3 protein-coding genes are annotated in these 4,593 nt (G+C 46.5%); 1 reads left to right on the top strand and 2 read right to left on the bottom strand.

All coding sequences use genetic code 11. The features are described from left to right. Both WA010_RS08710 and dnaE read right to left on the bottom strand, forming a co-directional pair. Nucleotides 1-222 (bottom strand): hypothetical protein (locus tag WA010_RS08710; protein WP_422556738.1); only part of this gene is annotated, 222 nt, incomplete at its 3' end. A 333-nt stretch (nucleotides 223-555) separates the two neighbouring features. Next, entirely contained in the window at nucleotides 556-4,095 is a 3,540-nt protein-coding gene (gene dnaE / locus WA010_RS08705; protein ID WP_422556737.1) for a DNA polymerase III subunit alpha, read from the bottom strand. A 110-nt stretch (nucleotides 4,096-4,205) separates the two neighbouring features. Between dnaE and WA010_RS08700 the strand changes: the two genes are divergently transcribed. Beyond that, complete coding sequence (locus tag WA010_RS08700; protein ID WP_422556736.1) at nucleotides 4,206-4,439, top strand: addiction module protein; 234 nt, start codon at nucleotides 4,206-4,208, stop codon at nucleotides 4,437-4,439. The last annotated feature ends 154 nt before the right edge of the window (nucleotides 4,440-4,593 follow it).

Below are 4,593 nucleotides of genomic sequence, written 5' to 3'. Positions count from 1 at the left end.
GAACCAAACAGCTGCAATTTGTTCAGTTAGATTTGGTGTTGATGAATCAATTCTTTTCCCTGATATAACACCTATTAAATCCATATAAGTTTTATATCGCTTTTCTTTTAACTCTCTATTTCGATTATCAATCCATTTAATGAATACGAATAAACCTGCAATCGACACGGCGATTAAGCCTATAAGGTCTTTGTTTTGCGATATAAACTGTAAGATCATCATTTTCAGCTCCTCTTATTTACACATAATAGCGGGAATGACAGGATTAAATCACATCCACATCTTCCAACGCACTTAACTCTTCAATCAACATATTACAACCTATTGACATCATCATCAATAAGGCGTATAATTTGACTCAACAGATAGCCTCTGTAAACGTTAAAGACCATCGGAGTTCGTTTAGGACGTAAGGCAAAGGATAGCTTCGGCTAGGCACTAGCTAACAACCGTAAAATCGTAGCAGTTTTTGGTCTGCTACACCACTTCAAAAAGTGTTAATCTTGAAGTTTTTTCATCATGACTGGATTCCCGATCAAGTCGGGAATGACGGGATTAGATCACATCCACATCTTCCAACGCACTTAACTCTTCAATCACCTTGTTATCCACCCGTATCGCCGAATCGATGACGACATCGGCAAGTTTCGAGACAATGATAAGTTTGATCCCACGGCGTCCCGGATGACGGCGGACGAGGGTGTAGAGTTTCTCTACCGTCTCAAGGTTGTCGCTAAGACGGATACGCAGTTGCAACGGCTCTTGTGGCGGGAGGTTTTCGACGATTTTTGTTTCTACCTTTTTCGCCTCTTTTTTCGCTTCGTTTAGGGTCATAATCTTCGTGACACTGATGCGGGTGAACATCTCGGTGTGGGTTACTTTTACCTTGAAGGCGATCGGCTCATCAAAATCCATCGCTTCGAGTTGCTCGACCTTGTCGGAGAATAGCATAACCTCGATATTGCCGTGGAAGTCCATCAAACTTACAAGCCCGAATTGTGATCCTTTTTTCGACATCTTTTTCGTTATCGTTTCGACTTTTCCGATGAAGATAGCACTGGAACCGTCCTCGATGTTTTCCACTTCGGATGATAGGGTATAGTTGATCGCGTCGATTTGCTCGCGAAAGTTGTCGAGTGGATGACCGGAGACGTAGAATCCTAGGGTGTCTTTCTCGAAATCGAGGAGAGTTTTAAGATCAAATTCCTCCATATTTTTGAGGCTCAGTTCTACTGCCGTCACCTCTTCATCATCTCCAAAAAGGCTGAATTGAGCATCTTTTTTCAGGGATGACCCTTTTTTAGCCGTCTCGACGAGGGTTTCGACTTGTTCTAGCAATGCACGGCGTGAAAAGCCGAAATGATCCAATCCCCCCGCTTTGATGATGCACTCGATCACCCGTTTGTTTACTTTTTGAGGTTCGATACGGTTGGTGAAGTCTTGGATATCTTTGAACTCACCCTCACTCCGTGCTTCGAGGATCGACTCGACTGCCGCTTCTCCGACTCCTTTGATCGCTCCTAGACCGAAGAGGATTTGATCCTGACCGTCTTTGTTGATCGCGGAAAATTCGAGCTGTGAGTGGTTGATGTCAGGAGCGCCGAGGAAGATTTTCATCCGTTTGGCTTCGTCGATGTATTTAACGACCTTGTCGGTGTTGTCTTTTTCCGAGGTGAGGAGTGCCGCCATAAACTCTTGCGGGTAGTAGGTTTTGAGCCACGCCGTCTGGAAGGTGACCATCGCGTATGCCGCCGAGTGGGATTTGTTGAACCCGTATCCGGCGAATTTCTCGATCAGGTCGAAGAGTTCGGAGGCTTTTTGGTAGTCTAACCCTTGGTTCTGCGCCCCCTCACTAAATTCACGGTTGTATTTTTGCATCTCTTCGAGTTTCTTTTTCCCCATCGCACGACGAACGATGTCCGCACCGCCGAGACTCATCCCCCCGATGGTTTGAACGATCTGCATAACCTGCTCTTGGTAAACGATAACCCCATAGGTCGGTTTTAGGATCGGCTCCAGTGCGGCGAATACGTATGTGATCGCTTGACGACCATGTTTACGCTCGATAAAGTCATCCAACATCCCCGATTCCATCGGTCCCGGACGGTAAAGGGCGAGTACCGCAATCAAGTCCTCGAACACGCTGGGCTTGAGCCGTTTGTTCAAATCCTGCATCCCCGAACTCTCGATTTGGAACATCCCGATCGTGTCACCGCTTTGGATAATCTCGTACACTTTCGGGTCATTTTCATCGATTTTATGCCAGTTCACCTCGACGTCGTACCGTTTTTTGATCAGTTTAATCGCGTTATCGATAACGTCGAGGGTTTTAAGTCCCAAGAAGTCGAATTTGATCAGGTCGATGTCTTCGAGGTAGTTCAGCGAATACTGAGTGACAAACGTCTCCTCTCCAGAGGGTTTGTAGATCGGGGTTTTCTTCCATAGCGGTTCGTTGGAGATAACGACTCCCGCCGCGTGCATCCCTGCATTGCGTTTGAGTCCTTCAAGCTTTTTGGAAAATTCCCATACTCGTGCTATCTGAGGATCGCTATCGATCAGTTCGGAAATCTTCGGCTCTTTTTGGAATGCTCCGGGTTTAAACTCTCCCCCTTTGGTCTTACCATTCAGCGTGATTCCCAACTCATCGGGGATCAGTTTCGCCATCATGTCGGCTTGAGAGAGCGGCATCTCCAAAACACGGGCTACGTCGCGGATAACCCCTTTGGCTAAGAGTGAACCGAACGTGATGATCTGCGCCACCTGCTCCCGCCCGTATTTGCGTACGACATAATCGATAATCTCACCGCGACGAGCCTGCATAAAGTCCATATCGATATCGGGCATCGATACCCGCTCAGGATTGAGAAAACGCTCGAAAAGGAGGTCGTATTTCATCGGGTCGATATCGGTGATCTCTAAGCTGTAAGCGACAAGACTCCCCGCCGCCGATCCCCGCCCCGGTCCTACGGCGATGCCCATCCGTTTCGCTTCACGGACGAAATCCCAAACGATGAGCATATAGCCGGGGAATTTCATCTGATTGATCACCTGCATCTCAAACTCTAGGCGCTCACGATATTCGGTATGGCGCTCAGTTGGGACGTGTTCGAGGCGCATGTCCAGTCCGATACGGCATCGGTGGATAAAGTATTCAGAGTCTTCTTCGATAGTGAGTCCCTCTTCGAGGGCGTATTCGGTGGTAAATTTAAAATTCGGCGGAGTCGGATTTCCGAGTTTCAGCTCCAGCTGGCATTTATCGACGATCTCCTGTGTGTTATAGAGCGCTTCGGGTATGTCGGCAAACAGACGTGCCATCTGTTCGGGCGATTTGATATAGAACTCATGAACGGAATGGCGCATACGCTTAGGGTCATCGTAGAGTTTATTCATCCCGATACACATAAACGCCTCGTGGTACTGTGCATCCCCTGCATAGGTGTAGTGGGTGTCGTTGGTCGCGATGAGTTTGATCTGTGTCTCTTGTGAGATTTTTATCACCTGCTCATCGATAAAAAGCTGATCGGCGATCCCGTGACGCATGATCTCCATGTAAAAATCATCCCCAAAAATCTCTTTGTACTCTAACGCGATCCGTTTGGCTTCATCGTACCCTAACGCCCCGTTTTTGACGTTACGTTCACTGTTGGTGTTGAGATGCCAATTCACCTCCCCTTGCAAACACGCAGAGGTACAAATGATCCCCTCGCAGTTATCACGAAGGAGCTGTTTGTTAATGCGGGGAAAGTAGTAAAAGCCGTTGATATAGGCTTGAGACGAGAGGTACATGAGGTTTTTATAACCCGCTTCGTTTTTGGCAAACAAACAAACGTGAAAACGCTGTTTGATCGTTTTGTCCCCCAAATCTTCACCGTTATGGATATAGGCTTCCATCCCGATGATCGGTTTGAGTCCCGCTCCGCGCATCTGTTGATAAAAATCAATCGCCCCGAACATATTCCCGTGATCGCTCATCGCTACCGAGGTCATCCCAAGCTCTTTTACCCGTGAGGCTAACGCGGAAATTTTGTTCGCCCCATCGAGGAGTGAGTATTCGGTATGGAGATGAAGATGGGTAAACGGGGGGATTGTGCTCATAAAAAGGTGCCTTGAAAAAAAGTAAAAAGATTATAGTCTATGAGGAATTAATATCTGATTTAACTATTTCAAATGCTATAATGACACTATCACACACAATGAGGTTCAACATGGTTGCACTTAATACTCATCAGCTGTTAGCCGAAGTTGATTCAATGCCTATCGATCTTAAAACAAAACTCATCGAAAAATTACTAAGTAGTCTCAATCCATCACATAACGATGTAGAAACGTTGTGGAAACAAGAAATCGATTCTCGCGTTGCATCCATCGAAAAAGGTGCTGTGAACCTCATCGACGGAAACGATGTTTTTCGAAAAATTAAAGCCCGTTTTGAGCAATGAATTTTCGATTTCATCCCGATGCGGAAATCGAGTTCAATCATGCCATTGATTATTATGAAGAGTGCCAAAACCATTTAGGTTTGGAATTTGCCCAAGAGGTTTACGCTACCATCCACCGCATTATCGACTTTCCCAACGCTTGGCAACCTATGAC

Origin of the sequence: Sulfuricurvum sp., from assembly GCF_049305995.1 — a bacterium.
Classification (GTDB): domain Bacteria; phylum Campylobacterota; class Campylobacteria; order Campylobacterales; family Sulfurimonadaceae; genus Sulfuricurvum.
Note: the sequence above shows the minus strand (reverse complement) of the source record. Positions and strands in the feature narration are given on the sequence as shown.